At 72.3% G+C, this 18,447-nt stretch carries 14 protein-coding genes; 9 read left to right on the forward strand and 5 right to left on the reverse strand.

Translation table 11 applies throughout. The features are described from left to right. Window positions 1-82: 82 nt before the first annotated feature. Together dnaJ and hrcA are read right to left on the reverse strand one after the other, a co-directional pair. Complete coding sequence (gene dnaJ / locus ACZ5GH_RS11950; protein WP_387748296.1) at window positions 83-1,222, reverse strand: molecular chaperone DnaJ; 1,140 nt, start codon at window positions 1,220-1,222, stop codon at window positions 83-85. Window positions 1,223-1,298: 76 nt separating this feature from the next. Next, window positions 1,299-2,333 carry a heat-inducible transcriptional repressor HrcA gene (gene hrcA / locus ACZ5GH_RS11955; RefSeq protein WP_387748294.1) on the reverse strand — a complete coding sequence of 345 codons (1,035 nt, stop codon included), beginning with the start codon at window positions 2,331-2,333 and terminating at the stop codon, window positions 1,299-1,301. 289 nt (window positions 2,334-2,622) lie between these two features. On the opposite strand from hrcA, the gene htpX reads away from it, so the two are divergent. Genes htpX through ACZ5GH_RS11970 form a run of 3 tightly spaced genes read left to right on the forward strand, consistent with a single transcriptional unit; the run spans window position 2,623 to window position 5,016 of the window. Then, the gene (gene htpX, locus ACZ5GH_RS11960) at window positions 2,623-3,543 is read left to right on the forward strand and encodes a zinc metalloprotease HtpX (RefSeq protein ID WP_387748292.1); all 921 of its coding nucleotides are present in this window, start codon (window positions 2,623-2,625) and stop codon (window positions 3,541-3,543) included. Between the two features lie 23 nt (window positions 3,544-3,566). Next, window positions 3,567-4,151: a PspA-associated protein PspAB gene (gene pspAB / locus ACZ5GH_RS11965; protein WP_387748290.1), complete on the forward strand. Its 585-nt coding sequence runs from the start codon at window positions 3,567-3,569 to the stop codon at window positions 4,149-4,151. Between the two features lie 31 nt (window positions 4,152-4,182). Next, window positions 4,183-5,016, forward strand: coding sequence for a DUF3097 domain-containing protein (locus ACZ5GH_RS11970; RefSeq protein WP_387748288.1), 834 nt, complete (start codon window positions 4,183-4,185; stop codon window positions 5,014-5,016). 74 nt (window positions 5,017-5,090) lie between these two features. Here the strand turns inward: ACZ5GH_RS11970 and hemW are convergent, their stop codons facing one another. Both hemW and ACZ5GH_RS11980 read right to left on the reverse strand, forming a co-directional pair. Further along, the gene (gene hemW / locus ACZ5GH_RS11975) at window positions 5,091-6,320 is read right to left on the reverse strand and encodes a radical SAM family heme chaperone HemW (RefSeq protein ID WP_387748286.1); all 1,230 of its coding nucleotides are present in this window, start codon (window positions 6,318-6,320) and stop codon (window positions 5,091-5,093) included. A 58-nt stretch (window positions 6,321-6,378) separates the two neighbouring features. Then, window positions 6,379-8,301: an AMP-dependent synthetase/ligase gene (locus tag ACZ5GH_RS11980; RefSeq protein WP_387748284.1), complete on the reverse strand. Its 1,923-nt coding sequence runs from the start codon at window positions 8,299-8,301 to the stop codon at window positions 6,379-6,381. 311 nt (window positions 8,302-8,612) lie between these two features. Here ACZ5GH_RS11980 and ACZ5GH_RS11985 point away from each other — a divergent pair, with 311 nt between their 5' ends. The 4 genes from ACZ5GH_RS11985 (at window position 8,613) to ACZ5GH_RS12000 (ending at window position 14,783) form a co-directional block, all read left to right on the forward strand. Beyond that, a complete protein-coding gene (locus tag ACZ5GH_RS11985) occupies window positions 8,613-10,346 on the forward strand; it encodes an ABC transporter ATP-binding protein (RefSeq protein ID WP_387748282.1) in 1,734 nt (577 codons plus the stop codon). A gap of 235 nt (window positions 10,347-10,581) precedes the next feature. Further along, window positions 10,582-12,480 carry an ABC transporter ATP-binding protein gene (locus ACZ5GH_RS11990; protein WP_387749254.1) on the forward strand — a complete coding sequence of 633 codons (1,899 nt, stop codon included), beginning with the start codon at window positions 10,582-10,584 and terminating at the stop codon, window positions 12,478-12,480. Window positions 12,481-12,607: 127 nt separating this feature from the next. Continuing rightward, the gene (sigJ, locus tag ACZ5GH_RS11995) at window positions 12,608-13,615 is read left to right on the forward strand and encodes an RNA polymerase sigma factor SigJ (protein WP_464334236.1); all 1,008 of its coding nucleotides are present in this window, start codon (window positions 12,608-12,610) and stop codon (window positions 13,613-13,615) included. A gap of 88 nt (window positions 13,616-13,703) precedes the next feature. Further along, window positions 13,704-14,783: an NAD(P)/FAD-dependent oxidoreductase gene (locus ACZ5GH_RS12000; protein WP_387748278.1), complete on the forward strand. Its 1,080-nt coding sequence runs from the start codon at window positions 13,704-13,706 to the stop codon at window positions 14,781-14,783. A gap of 81 nt (window positions 14,784-14,864) precedes the next feature. Here the strand turns inward: ACZ5GH_RS12000 and lepA are convergent, their stop codons facing one another. Continuing rightward, entirely contained in the window at window positions 14,865-16,733 is a 1,869-nt protein-coding gene (lepA, locus tag ACZ5GH_RS12005; protein ID WP_387748276.1) for a translation elongation factor 4, read from the reverse strand. Window positions 16,734-17,030: 297 nt separating this feature from the next. Between lepA and rpsT the strand changes: the two genes are divergently transcribed. Next, window positions 17,031-17,300 (forward strand): 30S ribosomal protein S20, encoded by a 270-nt coding sequence (gene rpsT, locus ACZ5GH_RS12010; RefSeq protein WP_030309778.1) that lies wholly within the window; start codon window positions 17,031-17,033, stop codon window positions 17,298-17,300. Between the two features lie 461 nt (window positions 17,301-17,761). Then, on the forward strand, window positions 17,762-18,412 hold the full coding sequence (locus ACZ5GH_RS12015; RefSeq protein ID WP_464334237.1) for a hypothetical protein: 651 nt from the start codon (window positions 17,762-17,764) through the stop codon (window positions 18,410-18,412). The last annotated feature ends 35 nt before the right edge of the window (window positions 18,413-18,447 follow it).

Consider the following 18,447-nt stretch of genomic DNA (forward strand, 5'->3'; position numbering starts at 1 on the left):
TTCCAGGAGGGGCCTGCGGCCGGAGAGGGGGAAACACCGGAGGGGTGCCGGGGGCTTCCCCCCGGCACCCCTCCGCGGACGGCTACCGGCCGTTGAAGGCGTCCTTCAGCCGGGAGAACAGGCCCTGCTGGCCCGGCGCGAACTGGCCGGACGGCCGCTCCTCGCCGCGCAGCACCGCGAGGCGGCGCAGCAGCTCCTCCTGCTCGGCGTCGAGCTTGCTGGGCGTCTTCACCTCGACGTGCACTATCAGGTCGCCCCGGCCGCCGCCCCGCAGGTGCGTGATGCCCCGGCCGTGCAGCGGGATCGACTGGCCGGACTGGGTGCCGGGCCGGATGTCGACCTCCTCCAGGCCGTCCAGGGTCTGCAGCGGCACCTGGGTGCCGAGCGCGGCCGCCGTCATCGGGATGGTGACGGTGCAGTGCAGGTCGTCCCCGCGCCGCTGGAAGATGTTGTGGGTGGTCTCGGCGATCTCCACGTACAGGTCGCCGGCCGGGCCGCCGCCGGGGCCGACCTCGCCCTCGCCGGCCAGCTGGATCCGGGTGCCGTTGTCGACACCGGCCGGGATCTTGACGGTCAGGGTGCGGCGGGCGCGGACCCGGCCGTCGCCGGCGCACTCCGGGCACGGGGTCGGCACGACGGTGCCGAAGCCCTGGCACTGCGGGCAGGGGCGGGAGGTCATGACCTGGCCCAGGAAGGACCGGGTGACCTGGGAGACCTCGCCCTTGCCACGGCACATGTCACAGGTCTGCGCCGAGGTGCCGGGGGCCGCGCCCTCGCCACTGCAGGTGGTGCAGGTGACGGCGGTGTCGACCTGGAGCTCCTTGGTGGTGCCGAAGGCGGCCTCCTCCAGGGTGATCTCCAGCCGGATCATGGCGTCCTGGCCGCGGCGGGTGCGCGAGCGCGGGCCGCGCTGGCCGGCCGCGGCGCCGAAGAAGGCGTCCATGATGTCGGAGAAGCCGAAGCCGGCCGCACCGGCCCCGAAGCCGCCCGCTCCGCCGCCGCCCGGGGACAGCGGGTCCCCGCCGAGGTCGTAGACCTGGCGCTTCTGCGGATCGGAGAGCACCTCGTAGGCGGCGTTGATCTCCTTGAACCGCTCCTGCGTCTTCGGGTCCGGGTTGACGTCCGGGTGCAGTTCGCGTGCCAGGCGCCGGAACGCCTTCTTGATCTCGTCCTGCCCCGCATCCCGTCGGACGCCGAGTACCGCGTAGTAGTCCGTGGCCACCAAATGCTCCGCTTGTTCCGCCTGTAGTAGTGCTGCGACTGGTCGCCGCCGCCGGATTTCCGGCGACGGCCGCTTGCTAGGACTCGGCCAGGATCTGGCCCACGTACCGCGCCACCGCTCGCACCGCCCCCATTGTGCCCGGATAGTCCATCCGGGTCGGACCGATCACACCCAGTTTCGCCACGCTCTCGTCGCCCGAACCGTAGCCGACCGAGACGATCGACGTGGAAGTCAGCCCCTCGTAGGCGTTCTCCCGCCCGATCCGGACCGTCATCGCGGCGTCCGCGGTCTCACCCAGGAGGCGGAGCAGGACGACCTGCTCCTCCAGGGCCTCCAGCACCGGCTGGATGGAGAGCGGGAAGTCGTGCCCGAAGCGGGTCAGGTTGGCCGTGCCGGCCAGCATGATCCGCTCCTCGTTCTGCTCGGCGAGCGTCTCGAACAGGGTCGCCAGGACCGTGCTGACGGTCGGCCGGTCGGCCTGCTCGAACTGCGCGGGCAGCTCCTCCAGCAGCCCGGGGACCTCCGGGAGGCGCTTGCCGGCGGCTCTCGCGTTGATCCGGGCCCGGAGGTCCGCCAGCACCGTCTCGCCGACCGGGCCCGGGCAGTCGACCATCCGCTGCTCGACCCGGCCGGTGTTGGTGATCAGGACCAGCATCACCTTCGCCGGGGCGAGCGCCACCAGCTCGATGTGCCGGACGGTGGAGCGCGTCAACGACGGGTACTGCACCACCGCGACCTGCCGGGTCAGCTGGGCGAGCAGCCGCACCGTGCGGGCGACCACGTCGTCCAGGTCGACCGCGCCGTCCAGGAAGTGCCGGATGGCCCGGCGCTCGGGGGCGCTCATCGGCTTGATCTCGGCGAGCTTGTCGACGAAGAGGCGGTACCCCTTGTCGGTCGGGATCCGGCCGGCGCTGGTGTGCGGCTGGTGGATGTAACCCTCCTCCTCCAGCGCCGCCATGTCGTTGCGGACGGTCGCCGGCGAGACCCCGAGGTTGTGCCGTTCCACCAGGGCCTTGGAGCCGACCGGCTCCTCGGTGCCCACGTAGTCCTGCACGATCGCGCGGAGCACGGCGAGCTTGCGTTCGTCCAGCTGGCGGACCTCACCGGCCATGGGGCACGCACCTCCGTCTTCGCACGTTGTCCGACTGTGTCCCTCGTTGCTGCGGGCCGCTCCGGAAGGCCCTCGGCCTTGGCACTCTGAACACGCGAGTGCCAAAACCGTACCTGCCAGTGTACGGCCCGGGTCCTACGGCAGGAACGGCCCGACCGGGGTGATCCTCCCCGCAGTTCCGCCCACGGCCCGCGGGGCCCCCGCGGTTCGGTCGTTCCGGCGCCGGGGTGGTGCCGGGAGGCCGTCCGGGTGGCAGCATCGAAGGCGACGGCGAACGGAGGAGCAAGCGATGTCGAGCTCGGGCCAGCACACCCGTTTCGCGCCCGACCGCGGCCTGACCGGCCGCATGGTCGCCACGATGTTCGTGATCGGGCTGCTGTACGTCGGTTTCACGGGCCTGCTGATCGCGCTGATGCGCGGCGCCTGGCCACTGATCGTGCTGATCTCCGGCGGGCTGTTCGTGGCCCAGTTCTGGTTCAGCGACCGGATCACCGAGCGGGCGATGGGCGCCCACCGGGTGTCCCCCGAGGAGTTCCCCCAGCTGCACGGCACCGTCGACCGGCTCTGCGCCCTGGCCGACATGCCCAAGCCCCGGGTGGCGGTCGCCGACAACGACATGCCGAACGCCTTCGCCACCGGCCGCAACCCGGGCAACGCGGTGGTCTGCGTGACCACCGGGCTGCTGCGCCGGCTGGAGCCGGAGGAGCTGGAGGGCGTCCTCGCGCACGAGCTGTCGCACGTCGCCCACCGGGACGTGGCGGTGATGACGATCGCCGGCTTCCTGGGCGTCCTCGCCGGGGCGATGACCCGGATCGCCGTGTACGGCGGGTTCATGGGCGGCGGGCGCAACAACAACGACCAGAACGCGGCCGTCCTGGCGCTGGTCGTCCCGCTGGTGTCGATGGTCGTCTACGCGGTCAGCTTCCTGCTCACCCGGCTGCTGTCCCGCTACCGCGAGCTGGCCGCGGACCGGGCCGCCGCCCAGCTCACCGGCCGGCCCAGCGCGCTGGCCTCCGCGCTCACCAAGGTGACCGGGCAGATCGCGGCCATCCCCGGCAAGGACCTGCGCCAGGCGCAGCCGTACAACGCCTTCTACTTCGCCCCCGCGCTGAGCGCCCGGGAGACCGCCTCGCAGCTGCTGTCCACCCACCCGAGCCTGGAGAAGCGGCTGGCGCAGCTGGCGAGGATCTCCGAGCAGCTCGGCCGCTGACCCCCGAACCCGAGAGGACCGCCGTGGGAATCCTGGACGCCCTGTTCGGCCGCACCAAGCCCGTCAAACCCGACCTCGACCAGCTGTTCGGCGTGCCGTCCGCCGCGCTCACCCTGGAGGCCGGAGCCGGGTTCACCCCCACCGGGCTCGGCTCGGTCTGCTTCGCGGCCGTCGAGGGCGCGGCCTTCGTCCAGGTCGAGCAGCAGGTCCGGGCGCTGCTGGACGCCGACACCGGGCGCGGCGGCGTCCCGGTGGAGGCCTCCAAGGACGCCTACGGCTACTCCTGGCTGCTCGCCCGGCACCGGCCCGAGGAGCTGCCGGAGCTGGTGAACGACCTGCACGCGGTCAACAGCGAGCTGGAGGCGAACGGCTTCGGGCCGCAGCTGCTCTGCTCGCTGGTCGCCTTCCGGAACCCGCAGGGGCAGTCGCTGGCCCTGGTCTACCTGTACAAGCGCGGCACCTTCTACCCCTTCGCGCCGGTGCCCGGCGGAGGGGAGAAGCGCAACAGCCCGCTGGAACTGCAGGTCAACGCGATGCTGGGGAACGACCTGCGGCTGGAGAAGGACCTCGGCCGCTGGTTCCCGGTCTGGGGCGCGCCGGGACTCTGACGGGCCGTCCGCCCTCCCTATGATCACCCGTATGCGCAGCCGCCAGTACGGACCCGACCTGACCCCGCCGTGGAAGAAGCAGCAGGCCGCCCCGGAGGTGCCCGCCGAGCGGGACCTGGTGGTCGAGGAGGCGGCGACCGGCTTCTGCGGGGCGGTGGTGCGCTGCGAGAAGACCGCCGAGGGGTTCACCGTCACCCTGGAGGACCGGTTCGGCAAGCACCGGGTGTTCCCGCTGGTGCCGCGCGGCTTCCTGCTGGAGGGCAGGGCCGTCACCCTGGTGCGCCCGGCCGGCCCGGCGGCGCCCCGCACCCCGGGCCGTACCGCCTCGGGCTCGATCGCCGTCCCCGGCGCCCGCGCCCGGGTCGCCCGCGAGTCGCGGATCTACGTCGAGGGGCGGCACGACGCCGAGCTGGTCGAGCGGGTCTGGGGCGACGACCTGCGGATCGAGGGCGTGGTCGTCGAGTACCTGCGCGGCATCGACGACCTGCCCGCGATCGTCGCCGACTTCGCCCCCGGCCCGGGCCGGCGCCTGGGCGTCCTGGTCGACCACCTGCTCCCGGGGACGAAGGAGCACCGCATCGCCGCCCAGGTCACCGGCGAGTCCGTGCTGGTCGTCGGCCACCCCTTCATCGACATCTGGCAGGCCGTGAAGCCCGCCAGCGTGGGCATCCCCGCCTGGCCCGCCGTCCCGCGCGGCGAGGACTGGAAGGAGGGCACCTGCCGCCGCCTCGGCTGGCCGGTGGACACCCCGGCGGCCTGGAAGCACATCCTGTCGAAGGTGGACAGCTACCGGGACCTGGAGCCCGAACTGCTGGGCCGGGTGGAGGAGTTGATCGACTTCACGGCCCTGCCGGGCCAGGAGTAGGTCTGGAACTCCGAGGTGTCGAGCGTGACGCCCAACAGGCCTGAAGTAGTCACGCAGACACGACAGGTCCTCGATCAGTCCACCAGGTCACGGACGACGGCGTCGGCCAGCAGCCGGCCCTGGAGGGTGAGGGCGGCGCGGCCGTCGGCGTACGGACCCGCGGCGAGGAGGCCGTCGGCGAGGTGCCGGTCCGCGGCCTTGCGGCCGGTGTCCGTCAGCAGGTCCAGGGGGATGCCGTCCACCAGCCGCAGCTCCAGCAGGATGCGCTCGACGCGGCGGTCCTCGTCGGCCAGCACCTCGCGGGCCAGGGCCGGGGTGCGGCCCTCGGCGAGGGCCCGGGCGTAGGCGGCGGGGTGCTTGGCGTTCCACCAGCGGACGCCGCCGACGTGGCTGTGGGCGCCGGGGCCGGCCCCCCACCAGTCGGCGCCGGTCCAGTAGAGCTCGTTGTGGCGGCAGCGGCCCTCGGGGGTGGTGGCCCAGTTGGAGACCTCGTACCAGGAGTAGCCGGCGGCGCTGAGCGCCTCCTCGGCGATCAGGTAGCGGTCGGCGTGGACGTCGTCGTCGATCATCGGCAGTTCGCCGCGCTTGACCCGGGCGGCCAGCCGGGTGCCCTCCTCGACGATCAGCGAGTACGCGGAGACGTGGTCGGGCCCGGCGCCGATGGCGGCGTCCAGGGAGGCCCGCCAGTCGTCGTCGGACTCGCCCGGGGTGCCGTAGATGAGGTCGAGGTTGACGTGGTCGAAGCCGGCCGCGCGGGCCTCGGCGACGCAGGCCTCGGGGCGGCCCGGGGTGTGGTGGCGGTCGAGCAGCCGCAGGACGTGCGGGCGGGCGCTCTGCATGCCGAAGGAGAGCCGGTTGTAGCCGCCCTCGCGCAGTTCGGCCAGGTAGGCCGGGTCCACCGACTCCGGGTTGGCCTCGGTGGTGACCTCGGCGCCCTCGGCGAGCCCGAACTCCTCGCGGATCGCGGCGAGCATCTTCACCAGGTCGCGGGCGGGCAGCAGGGTCGGGGTGCCACCGCCGAGGAACACGGTCCGCACCGGGAGGTCCGTGTCCCCCAGCACCTTGCGGGCGAGGCGGATCTCGGCGACCACGTTGTCCGCGTACGTCTCCTGCGAGGCGACCGCCCCGGAGGAGCGCAGCTCGGTGGCGGTGTAGGTGTTGAAGTCGCAGTAGCCGCAGCGGCTGGCGCAGTACGGCACGTGCAGGTAGAAGCCGAAGGGTCGCGGGCCCAGCCCGGCGAGGGCGTGCGCGGGCAGGGAACCGTCGGACGGCACCGGATCGCCGTCGGGAAGTGCGGAGGGCATGGACCCATTGTCCCGTACGGCCCGGCCTGACCGGCGGGCCGTACGGGAGCGGGGCGGATCAGGCCTCGTTGGCGCCCGCGTACATCGCGGTCACCGCGTCCGCGTAGGTCCGCTCGACCACCGGGCGCTTGATCTTCAGGCTCGGGGTGAGCTCGCCGTGCTCGATGTCGAGGTCGCGCGGCAGCAGGTGGAACTTCTTGATCGTCTGCCAGCGCTGGAGGTCGCCGTTGACCCGCTTGACGAAGCCCTCGATCAGCTCGTGCACGGCCGGCTCGGCGGCCAGCTCGGCGTAGCTCCGCCCGGCCAGGCCGTGCTCGGCGGCCCACGGCATCAGGACCGCCTCGTCCAGGCCGATCAGCGCGGTGCAGTAGTTGCGGCCGTTGCCGATCACCAGGATGTTGCTGACGAACGGGCAGACCGCCTTGAACTTGCCCTCGACCTCGCTGGGCGCCACGTACTTGCCGCCGGAGGTCTTGAACAGGTCCTTCTTGCGGTCGGTGATCCGCAGGAAGCCGTCCGGGGTGAGCTCGCCGATGTCCTCGGTGTGGAACCAGCCGTCCGGCTCCAGCACCTCGGCGGTCTTCTCCGGCAGGTTGTGGTAGCCGCGCATGACGCCCGGGCCGCGCAGCAGGATCTCGCCGTCCTCGGCGATCCGCACCTCGGTGCCGGGCAGCGGGCGGCCCACGGTGCCGATCCGCACGTCCTCCGCGCGGTTGACGCAGGAGCCGGCGCTGGTCTCGCTCAGGCCGTAGCCCTCCAGGATCGGCACCCCGGCGCCGAGGAAGAAGTAGCCGATCTCCGGGGCCAGCGCGGCGCTGCCGGAGACGGCGCCGCGCATCCGGCCGCCGAAGGCCGCCCGGATCTTCGCGTACACCAGCCTGTCGGCCAGCGCGTGCTGCAGCCGCAGGCCCAGCGGGGCGGTCCCGGCCCCGGTGGCGACCCGGTTCTCCTGGACCACCCGGGCGTGCTCGCGGGCGACCTTGGCCGCCCACAGGAAGATCTTGTACTTGGCGCCGCCCTCGGCCCGGGCCTTGCCCGCGATGCCGTTGTAGACCTTCTCGAAGATGCGCGGCGCCGAGGCCATGATGGTCGGCCGGATCGCCGGCAGGTTGTGGATGATCCGGTCCACCCGGCCGTCCAGCGCCATCACGTGCCCGGTGGCGATCTGCCCGGAGATCAGCGTCTTGCCGAACACGTGCGACAGCGGCAGCCACATGAACTGGACGTCGTCGGGGCCCAGCAGCCCGCTGGCCTCCTGCGCCCGGCCCTCGTACGCCCAGCAGTCGTGCACCAGGCGCACGCCCTTGGGACGGCCGGTGGTGCCGGAGGTGTAGATGAGGGTGGCCAGCTGCTCCCTGCCGAGCCCGTCGACGGTCTTCTCCACCGCGTCGGGGTGCTCCGCCAGGTACCGGGTGCCGCGCTCCTCCAGCTCGGCGAGGGTGATCACCTCCAGGCCCGCGGTCCCGGGGGCCTCGGCGGGCGCGTCGAAGAGGATCACGGTGCGCAGCTCGGGCAGTTGGTCGATCTGCTCGACGGCCTTGGCCAGCTGGGCCGCGTTCTCGGCGAACATCGCCCGGGAGCCCGAGTCGGACAGGATGAACGCGGTCTCGGACGCGTTGGTGCTCGGGTAGACGGTGGTGATCGCGGCGCCCGCGCACATGGCGCCGAGGTCGGTGAGGACCCACTCCAGCCGGGTCGAGGAGGCCAGGGCCACCCGGTCCTCGGGCCGGATGCCGAGCGCCATCAGGCCGGCGGCCACCGCCTTGACCCGGGTCGCGGTCTGCGCCCAGGTGAGCGAGCGCCACTGCTCGGCGCCGGGCGCGCCGTCGGCGGCCTGCTCGTCCACCGGCGAGGGGTAGCGGTAGGCCTCGGCGTTCGGGGTCAGGGCGACCCGCTCCAGGAACAGGTGGGCGACGGAGGCGGGGCGCCCGGCGACGAGGTCGGGCCTGCCGGAGTCGATCAGGGACTGCGCGGAACTCAACGAGGACCTCCGGGGGCGGGTGGCCGTCTGAGGGATTGTCGCGGCGTCCGTGGGGGCGGTCGCCGGGCCCCCGGTTCACCTGAGCGGTACCGGTCAGTAACAAAGGGGCAATCAGCAGCCTAGGGGGAAACCGGTCAATCCGTAAGAGGGCAGCGGCCGACGGCACACCGCCGCGGCACCCGTGCCGCACCCGGCCATTCGGCAAAAGCCCGGCAAACCTCCGGCTCCCGCACGCCGAATCGCCTGCGCGACGCTTGGGAACATCGAGAATTGGGGTGCGAACCCGACCGGCGACCGACAAGAGTGTGCTAGTGCTGATCAGACTGCTGAGGGCGTACCTGCGCCCGTACTCCCGACCGATCACCCTGCTGGTGCTGCTCCAGCTGGTGTCCACCCTCGCGGCGCTCTACCTGCCGACGCTCAACGCCGACATCATCGACGACGGGGTGGTCAAGGGCGACACCGGCTACATCCTGCGCGTCGGCGGGGTGATGATCGCGGTCACCGTCCTGCAGGCCCTGTGCTCGATCGGCGCCGTCTTCATCGGCGCCCGCACCGCCATGGCCTTCGGCCGCGACCTCCGCGCCGCCGTCTTCGACCGGGTGCAGGGCTTCTCCGCCCGGGAGGTCGGCCAGTTCGGCGCCCCCTCGCTGATCACCCGCACCACCAACGACGTCCAGCAGGTCCAGATGCTCGCCCTGATGAGCTTCACGCTCATGGTCGCCGCGCCGATCATGTGCGTCGGCGGCATCATCATGGCGCTCAACCAGGACGTCCCGCTGTCCGGCCTGCTGCTCGCCGTCATCCCGGCGCTCGGCGTCGTCGTGGTCCTGCTGGTCCGCGCACTGCGCCCCAGGTTCCGCAGCATGCAGGAGCGGATCGACACCGTGAACCGGGTCCTGCGCGAGCAGATCACCGGCATCCGGGTCATCCGCGCCTTCGTCAAGGACGACCAGGAGCAGGCCCGCTTCGCCGGCGCCAACGAGGACCTCACCCAGGTCGCCCGCCAGGTCGGCCGGCTGATGTCCATCATGTTCCCCGCCGTCATGCTGGTGGTGAACGTCTCCAGCGTCGCCGTGCTCTGGTTCGGCGCCCACCGCATCGACGACGGCGCCATGGAGATCGGCGCGCTCACCGCGTTCCTCTCCTACCTGATGCAGATCCTGATGAGCGTCATGATGGCCACCTTCATGTTCATGATGGTGCCGCGCGCCGAGGTCTGCGCCGAACGCGTCCAGGAGGTCCTCGGCACCCACAGCAGCGTCGTCCCGCCCGCCGCCCCCGTCACCGAGGTGCTGCGCCGCGGCAACCTGGAGCTGCGCGACGTCGACTTCCGCTACCCCGGCGCCGAGGCCCCGGTGCTGCGCGGCATCGAGCTCACCGCCCGCCCCGGCGAGACCACCGCCATCATCGGCTCCACCGGCAGCGGCAAGTCCACCCTGCTCGGCCTCGTCCCCCGGCTCTTCGACGCCACCTCCGGACAGGTCCTGCTCGACGGCGTGGACGTCCGCGAACTCGACCCCGCCGTGCTCGCCGAGAACGTCGGCATCGTCCCGCAGAAGCCCTACCTCTTCTCCGGCACCGTCGCCAGCAACCTCCGCTACGGCCGGCCCGACGCCACCGACGAGGAGCTCTGGCACGCCCTGGAGATCGCCCAGGCCAAGGAGTTCGTCGAGAAGCTGCCCGAGGGCCTGGACGCCCCCATCGCCCAGGGCGGCGGCAACGTCTCCGGCGGCCAGCGCCAACGCCTGGCCATCGCCCGGACCCTGGTGCGCCGGCCCTCCGTCTACCTCTTCGACGACTCCTTCTCCGCGCTCGACTACGCCACCGACGCCAAGCTCCGCAAGGCCCTCGCCCGCGAGACCTCCGACGCCACCGTCCTGATCGTCGCCCAGCGCGTGTCCACCATCCGCGACGCCGACCGGATCATCGTCCTCGACGAGGGTGCCGTCGTCGGCACCGGAACCCACCACGAGCTGATGGACGACAACCCGACGTACCGGGAGATCGTGCTCTCCCAGCTCACCGAGCAGGAGGCGGCGTGAACGACCGAAGCGAGCGAATCATCAAGAGGTGCGCACGGGCGAAGGCCCCTGCCGAGCGCAGCGAGGTGGGCGCGTGACCAGCCCCGGCAAGAAGCCCGACCTGAACAAGGGCCAGGCCCCGAGAGGCGCCGCCCCCGAGGACGCCCGGAAGAAGGACGCCGCGAAGGACGCCGACCTGCCCAGTGACTCGCAGGCCGCCGCCGCCCGCCGCGGACCGGCCGGCCCCGGCCGCTTCATGGGCGGCCAGGGCACCGAGAAGTCCATGGACTTCAAGGGCTCCGGCAAGCGCGTCCTCGGCCTGCTGCGCCCCGAACGCAACACCCTGATCGGCGTCCTGATCCTCGGCGTGCTCGGCATCGGCTGCGCCGTCATCGGCCCCAAGATCCTCGGCGACGCCACCGACCTGATCTTCGCCGGCGTCGTCGGCGCCCGCTTCCAGTCCGGCGCCTCCAAGGACCAGGTCGTCGACGGGCTGCGCGCCCACGGCGAGGGCGGCGTCGCCGACCTGCTCTCCTCCGTCGACTTCGTCCCCGGCCAGGGCATGGACTTCGGCGCCATCGGCACCGTCCTGCTCTGGGTGCTCGGCGTCTACGTCGCCTCCGCCGTCCTCGGCGTCTTCCAGGGCCGGCTGGCCACCCACGCCATCCAGGCCGCCAGCTACCGGCTGCGCCAGGACGTCGAGGCCAAGCTCTCCCGGCTGCCGCTCAGCTACTTCGACAAGCAGCCGCGCGGCGAGGTGCTCAGCCGGGTCACCAACGACATCGACAACATCGGCCAGTCCATGCAGCAGACCCTCGGACAGGTCGTCAACTCGCTGCTCACCGTGGTCGGCGTGCTCGCGATGATGTTCTGGATCTCCCCGCTGCTCGCCCTGATCGCGCTGATCTCGGTGCCCGTCTCGGTGGTCGTCGCCACCAAGGTCGGCAAGCGGGCCCAGCCGCAGTTCGTCCAGCAGTGGAAGTCCACCGGCCAGCTCAACGCCCACATCGAGGAGATGTACACCGGCCACACCCTGGTCAAGGTGTTCGGGCGGCAGCACGAGTCCGCAGAGACCTTCCGCGAGCACAACGAGGCGCTCTACCAGGCCAGTTACAAGGCCCAGTTCATCTCCGGCATCATCCAGCCCGCGATGATGCTGATCGGCAACCTCCAGTACGTGCTGGTCGCCGTCGTCGGCGGCCTGCGGGTGGCGAGCGGCGCGCTGTCCATCGGTGACGTCCAGGCGTTCATCCAGTACTCCCGGCAGTTCAGCCAGCCGCTCACCCAGGTCGCCAGCATGGCCAACCTGGTGCAGTCCGGCGTCGCCTCCGCCGAGCGCGTCTTCGAGCTGCTGGACGCCCCCGAGCAGAGCCCCGAACCGGCTATGCCCGAACGGCCCGACGTGGTCCGCGGCCGGGTCGCCTTCCAGGACGTGACCTTCCGCTACGACCCCGAGAAGCCGCTCATCGAGGACCTCTCGCTCAAGGTCGAACCCGGCCAGACCGTCGCCATCGTCGGCCCCACCGGCGCCGGAAAGACCACCCTGGTCAACCTGCTGATGCGGTTCTACGAGGTCAGCTCCGGGCGGATCACCCTCGACGGCGTCGACATCGCCGCGATGTCCCGCGAGGAACTGCGCTCCGGCATCGGCATGGTGCTCCAGGACACCTGGCTGTTCGGCGGCACCATCGCCGACAACATCGCCTACGGCGCCGAGTCGGCCACCCGCGAGCAGGTCGTCGAGGCCGCCAGGGCCGCCCACGTCGACCGCTTCGTGCGCACCCTGCCGGACGGCTACGACACCGTCATCGACGACGAGGGCACCGGCGTCAGCACCGGCGAGAAGCAGCTGATCACCATCGCCCGGGCGTTCCTCGCCCAGCCGTCCATCCTGGTCCTGGACGAGGCCACCAGCTCCGTCGACACCCGCACCGAGGTGCTGATCCAGCGGGCCATGGCCCGGCTGCGCACCGGCCGCACCAGCTTCGTGATCGCCCACCGGCTCTCCACCATCCGGGACGCCGACGTGATCCTGGTGATGGAGAACGGCTCGATCGTCGAGCAGGGCTCGCACGACCGGCTGATCGCCGCCGACGGCGCCTACGCGCGGCTCTACCAGGCGCAGTTCGCCGAGGCCGCGGTCGAGGTCGACTGACGCCCGGCCGACCGGCGGGCCGGGGCGGGGACTTCCCGCCCCGGCCCTTCGCGTTCCGGGCCTTCGCGTTCCGGCCCTTCCCGCCCCTGCCCTGCGCGTTCCGGACGCCGCGCGCTACCTTGGGCCCGTGATCGACGACCAGGCCCCCGACCACCCGGACACCCCGGAGACCTCGTCCGCCCTGTCGGCCCCGGACGCCCCGTCCGCCCCGGAGGCCCCGGAGGCGTCGGAGGCCTCGGACGCCTTCGAGGCCAACCGCCGCTACCTGGGCTCGGTCGCCTACCGGCTGCTCGGCTCGTTCACCGACGCCGAGGACGTCCTCCAGGACGCCTGGCTGCGCTGGCAGGGCGCCGACCGCACCGCCGTCGCCGACCCGCGCGCCTTCCTCACCACCGTCGTCACCCGGCTCTGCTACGACCAGCTGGGCTCCGCCCGCGCCCGCCGCGAGGCCTACTACGGCGAGTGGCTGCCCGAACCGGTCGTCAGCTACGCCGACGTCCCCGACTCCCCCGCCGAACTGGCCGAACGCGGCGAGTCCGTCTCGCTCGCCCTGCTCGCCGTGCTGGAGCAGCTCACCCCCGCCGAGCGGGCCGCCTTCGTGCTGCACGACGTCTTCGCGGTCGGCTTCGACGAGATCGGCGCCTCCCTGGAGCGCAGCCCCGACGCCGCCCGCCAGCTCGCCTCCCGGGCCCGCCGCCGGGTCCGCGACGGCGGGCGGGCCCAGGAGGGCGCCCGGCGCACCGGCGGGGCGGGCCCGGCCGAGCACCGCCAGGCCGTCGAGGCCTTCGCCGCCGCCAGCACCCGCGGCGACATCCTCGCCCTGATGGAGGTCCTCGACCCCGACGTGGTCTGGCACTCCGACGGCGGCGGCATCGTCCGCGCCGGCGTCCGCCCGATCCGCGGCGCCGACCGGGTGTCCCGACTGGTGGCCGGCCTGGTCGCCAAGTGGTTCACCCCCGACGCGGCCATCGGCCGCGCCGTGGTCAACGGCGAACCCGGACTGGTCTGGTACGAACGGACCACCGGCCGGGTCGGCGGCGTCCTCGCCTTCACCGTGGCCGACGGCCGGATCGCCGAGGCCTACGTCGTGGTCAACCCCGAGAAGCTCGCCCGCATCCCCGCCGTGGAGCTGTGACCCGGCTCACGGTCACACCCCGGGCCGCCGCGTCGTCCCCTTCCCGAACAGCGCTCCACCGGAGCGCCCTCGCGAGGAGGCGGACGAGATGAGCAGCACCACCACCGGCCGGCGGATCGTCGTACTGGGCGCCGGGTACGCCGGCCTGACCGCGGCCAACGGCGCCGGACGGCGCCACGCCGTCACCCTGGTCGCCCCCGAGGACCGGATCCTGCACCGCATCCGCCAGCACGAGACCGCCGCCGGCCGCGGCCGCGACTGGCCCACCATCGGCGAACTCACCCGCGGCCGCCGGATCACCCACCGCCGGGCCCGGGCCGTCGGCATCGACCCGGACGCCCGCGAGGTCCGGCTCGACGACGGCACCACCCTCGCCTACGACACCCTGGTCCACGCCCTCGGCAGCCGCACCGCCTGGCACGGCGTCCCCGGCGCCGAACAGCTCGCCTACTCGGCGGAGCGCGCGGCCGAACTGCGCCGCCGGATCGACGGGGCCGACCGGCCCGGCACCATCGCCGTGGTCGGCGGCGGCGCCACCGGCATCGAACTGGCCACCGAACTCGCCGAGGCCCACCCCGACTGGCGGGTCCGGATCGTCGCCTCCGGCCCGGTCGGCGGCGTCTACTCCGCCAAGGGCCGGGCCCACGTCCGGCGCGTCCTCGCCCGGCTCGGCGTGGCCGTCCACGAGGGCACCACCGTCACCGAGGTCACCGCGGACGGGCTGCGCACCACCGCCGGGCCGGTCGGCGCCGACCTCGTCGTCTGGGCCGCCTCGCTGGAGCCGCACCCGCTGGCCGCCGAGGCCGGGCTCGCCGTGGACGAGCGCGGCCGGGCCCTGGTGGACGACCGCCTGCGGTCGGTCTCCCACCCGGACGTCCACGTCATCGGCGACGCCGCCGCGGTGACCGTCCCCGGCGTCGGCACCCTGCGGATGGGCTGCGCCACCGCCCTGCCGCAGGGCCGGTACCTCGGCCGGCTGCTGGCCGGGCGCACCGGGAAGCCCTTCTCGTTCCGGTACGCGGTGCAGTGCGTGAGCCTCGGCCGGCGGGACGGGCTGCTCCAGGTGGTCCGCCCGGACGACTCGATGCGGCCCACCGTGTTCACCGGCACCGCGGGGCGCCTGGCCAAGGCGGCGATCGTCTTCGCGGTCCGCGGCAGCCTGAAGTAGACCCCGGGACGCCCCGCGGACGCCGGAAGGGCCCGGGCGGGTGCCCGGGCCCTTCCGGCGTGCGTCACCGCCGTGCCGTGGCTACTTCTTGTCCTTCGGTGTCTCGGCGTCGGTGGACAGCGCGGCGATGAAGGCCTCCTGCGGGACCTCCACGCTGCCGACCATCTTCATCCGCTTCTTGCCTTCCTTCTGCTTCTCCAGCAGCTTCCGCTTGCGGGAGATGTCACCGCCGTAGCACTTGGCGAGGACGTCCTTGCGGATCGCGCGGACCGTCTCACGGGCGATCACCCGGGAGCCGATCGCGGCCTGGATCGGCACCTCGAACTGCTGGCGGGGGATGAGCTTCTGGAGCTTGCCCGCCATCATCACGCCGTAGCCGTAGGCCTTGTCCTTGTGGACGATCGCGGAGAAGGCGTCGACCGCGTCGCCGTGCAGCAGGATGTCGACCTTCACCAGCTGGGCGGACTGCTCGCCGATGGGCTCGTAGTCCAGCGAGGCGTAGCCGCGGGTCTTGGACTTCAGCTGGTCGAAGAAGTCGAAGACGATCTCCGCGAGCGGCAGGGTGTAGCGCAGCTCGACCCGGTCCTCGGACAGGTAGTCCATGCCCTGCAGGCTGCCGCGGCGGGACTGGCAGAGCTCCATGATCGCGCCGACGAACTCGTTCGGCGCCAGGATGGTGCCGCGCACGACCGGCTCGAAGACGTCGGAGATCTTGCCGGACGGGAACTCGCTCGGGTTGGTGACGGTGTGCTCGGTGCCGTCCTCCATCACCACCCGGTAGACCACGTTCGGGGCGGTGGAGATCAGGTCGAGGTTGAACTCGCGCTCCAGGCGCTCCCGGATGATCTCCAGGTGCAGCAGGCCGAGGAAGCCGCAGCGGTAGCCGAAGCCGAGCGCGACCGAGGTCTCCGGCTCGTACACCAGGGCGGCGTCGTTGAGCCGCAGCTTGTCCAGGGCGTCGCGCAGCAGCGGGTAGTCCGAGCCGTCCAGCGGGTAGAGGCCGGAGAACACCATCGGGCGCGGGTCCTTGTAGCCGCCGAGCGGCTCGGTGGCGCCCTTGTGCATCGAGGTGATCGTGTCACCGACCTTGGACTGCCGGACGTCCTTCACACCGGTGATGATGTAGCCCACCTCGCCGACGCCCAGGCCGTCGGCGACCTTCGGCTCGGGCGAGATGACGCCGATCTCCAGCAGCTCGTGGGTGGCGCCGGTGGACATCATCGAGATCCGCTCGCGCTTGGTGAGCTGCCCGTCCACCACACGGACGTAGGTGACCACGCCGCGGTAGGAGTCGTACACCGAGTCGAAGATCATCGCGCGGGCCGGGGCGTCCTTGACGCCGACCGGGGCCGGGATGGTGTTGACGATGTGGTCCAGCAGGTCCTCGACGCCCAGGCCGGTCTTGGCGCTGACCTGGAGCACGTCGGACGGGTCGCAGCCGATGATGTGGGCGATCTCGGCCGCGTACTTCTCCGGCTGGGCGGCCGGGAGGTCGATCTTGTTGAGGACCGGGATGATCGTGAGGTCGTTCTCCAGCGCCAGGTACAGGTTGGCGAGGGTCTGCGCCTCGATGCCCTGGGCCGCGTCGACCACCAGGATGGTGCCCTCGCACGCGGCGAGGGAGCGGGACACCTCGTACGTGAAGTCCACGTGGCCGGGGGTGTCGATCATGTTGAGGATGTGCGTCGTCCCGGCGTCCGGCCCGGTCTTCGGCGCCCACGGGAGGCGGACCGCCTGCGACTTGATGGTGATGCCGCGCTCACGCTCGATGTCCATGCGGTCGAGGTACTGGGCACGCATCTGCCGGGGGTCGACGACGCCGGTGATCTGCAGCATTCGGTCTGCGAGCGTCGACTTGCCGTGGTCGATGTGGGCGATGATGCAGAAGTTGCGGATCAGCGCCGGGTCGGTACGGCTGGGCTCTGGCACATTGCTGGGGGTCGCGGGCACCTTGGTCCGATTCTCCGTTGGTCCGGGGCCGGGGGTGTCCGGGTCATCGCTGACCGGTTTTTCCCGGGGACCGGACGGTCTCGTCCGATCGAAATAGTTCCTCCCATCCTCCCACGAGCGCGGGGTGGACCGCCGGTCGGCACCGGGGGCGGCCGTCGCCCACGGCCGGTTTGGGCCACGGAGCGGGCCCCTGGTAGCGTGGTCAGCTGCACCCGGCCTCGGCATGCCCTCTCAGCTGGTCCGAAGGCCGCCGGGTGCGACCCCGTTCAAACCTTTCAGACAGACTGAGGCTCCTTCGTGGCGAACATCAAGTCCCAGATCAAGCGCAACAAGACCAACGAGAAGGCGCGCCTGCGCAACAAGGCCGTCAAGTCCTCGCTGAAGACCGCTCTGCGCAAGGCCCGTGAGGCCGCTGCCGCCGGCGAGACCGAGAAGGCCACCGAGCTGGCCCGCGCCGCCTCCAAGGCGCTGGACAAGGCCGTGAGCAAGGGCGTCATCCACGCCAACCAGGCCGCCAACAAGAAGTCGGCCATCACCAAGCGCGTCAACACCGCCGTCCAGGCCTGACGCCCCGGGGGCTTCCGCCCCCACCGCTTCGGGACGACCCGGCCCTCTACCCGGACCCCCGAGGCGCGCGAGACTCGCACCGCACGCGGCCTGCGTTCGCCACGCGGGTGCGGTGCAACGAAGCAGTACGGCAGGCGTCGCAGTCGGCCTCCTCCCCGGAGACCACTGCGGCGCCTGTCGCGTTCCGTGGTCCGGCCGCTAGGGTCGGTGCCCGAGGACCGGCCCCCGGGCCGGTCAGGTCCGATCGGGGCGCGGGGAGCACCCCGACGCCAGGCCCAGGGGGAACCTCGATGTCGACGCCACCGCCGCCACCGCCGTCACCGGCACCGAACGGGCCGGGATACGGCTACCCGCAGCAGCCGGGCGGGGGCGCGCAGCCCGTACCGGGCGTTCCCGGGCCCGGGGGTGCCACCCGACCCGGAGGCGCGGCCGGCTTCGGCCCGCCGCCCGGGCTGCCCACGGTGCCGCGGCCCGCTCCGCGCGGGAACCTGCGGCGCAACGCCGTCTGGGCGTTCGTCGGCGCGGTGATCGTCTCGGTCGGCTGGACCGCCGCCGTGCTGGCCGTCCCCGGGCTGGTCAGCAGCGAGTCCTCGCCGCGCGGACTGCGCGGCTACCACCTCTCCGACGACTTCTGCACCACCGCGAAGCCCACCAGGATCCTCCAGACGTACGCCGTCTCGGACACCTCCGCGCCGACCCACCACACCGACCGGCACCCGGCGCTGGACAGCATGAACTGCTCGATGTCGCTCAAGCGCACCGGCGGCGGCGACAGCGAGTACGCCAACCTCTACCTGCGCGCCGACCTCCACAAGGCGGTCAACCCGGCGCCCGAGCTGGAGGCCAACAAGGAGCTCTACCGGGCGCGCGGCTACCAGGCCAGCACCGTCCCGGGGCTCGGCGAGGAGGCGTACTTCCTGTACCAGGACGACGGCTCGGACCAGTACCACAGCGTCTACGCCGAGCTGGACGTCCGCGACGGCGGGATGACGTACTACATCACCTTCTCGGCCAGCTACACCGAGGGCAAGGGCAAGCCGCCGTCCCAGGAGGAGCTGCGCAGCGCCCTCGAGTCCGACGCGCGGGACGCCGTCCGGGCCATGAAGAAGTAGGCCCGGGCCAGGCCGTCGGTCGGCCCGGTCGGCCG

It is taken from the genome of Kitasatospora sp. Xyl93, assembly GCF_055383135.1.

Excerpts from the sequence above, each read along its gene's own strand:
- ACZ5GH_RS11990 (WP_387749254.1), top strand. The coding sequence starts at position 10,582 with ATGGGCGGCCAGGGCACCGAGAAGTCCATGGACTTCAAGGGCTCCGGC.
- hemW (WP_387748286.1), bottom strand. The coding sequence starts at position 6,320 with ATGCCCTCCGCACTTCCCGACGGCGATCCGGTGCCGTCCGACGGTTCC.
- hrcA (WP_387748294.1), bottom strand. The coding sequence starts at position 2,333 with ATGGCCGGTGAGGTCCGCCAGCTGGACGAACGCAAGCTCGCCGTGCTC.
- ACZ5GH_RS11970 (WP_387748288.1), top strand. The coding sequence starts at position 4,183 with ATGCGCAGCCGCCAGTACGGACCCGACCTGACCCCGCCGTGGAAGAAG.
- htpX (WP_387748292.1), top strand. The coding sequence starts at position 2,623 with ATGTCGAGCTCGGGCCAGCACACCCGTTTCGCGCCCGACCGCGGCCTG.
- ACZ5GH_RS12000 (WP_387748278.1), top strand. The coding sequence starts at position 13,704 with ATGAGCAGCACCACCACCGGCCGGCGGATCGTCGTACTGGGCGCCGGG.